This is a genomic window from Shewanella sp. SR44-3, from assembly GCF_014163735.1.
In the GTDB taxonomy this organism is placed as follows: Bacteria; Pseudomonadota; Gammaproteobacteria; order Enterobacterales; family Shewanellaceae; genus Shewanella.
The window spans coordinates 1-273 of sequence record NZ_JACJDV010000138.1 but is presented as its reverse complement, the minus strand read 5'-3'; the positions used below and the strand labels follow the sequence as shown (position 1 = coordinate 273).

Here is a 273-nt window from a genome sequence, read left to right as displayed (position 1 = left end):
GGAAGTGCCTTAAATTGTTGGGAACAATTTTGGCCTAGCGCATGGTATGGCTGCATGCCGCGCATGTGCTCTTAATTTTCCATGCTCGAGTGGTCATTTCCGCCATAACGAAAAAAGCCCATAGCTAACGCTATGGGCTTTTTTACGTGTTTGGCGCCTGGAAATGACCTACTCTCGCATGGGGAGACCCCACACTACCATCGGCGATACTGTGTTTCACTTCTGAGTTCGGAATGGGATCAGGTGGTGCCACAGCTCTATGGTTTCCAGACA

1 rRNA gene is annotated in these 273 nt (G+C 49.8%); it reads right to left on the bottom strand.

Annotation, left to right across the window (positions count from 1 at the left end):
* Positions 1-155: 155 nt before the first annotated feature.
* A 5S ribosomal RNA gene (gene rrf, locus H5073_RS18145) occupies positions 156-271 on the bottom strand.
* Positions 272-273 lie beyond the last annotated feature (2 nt).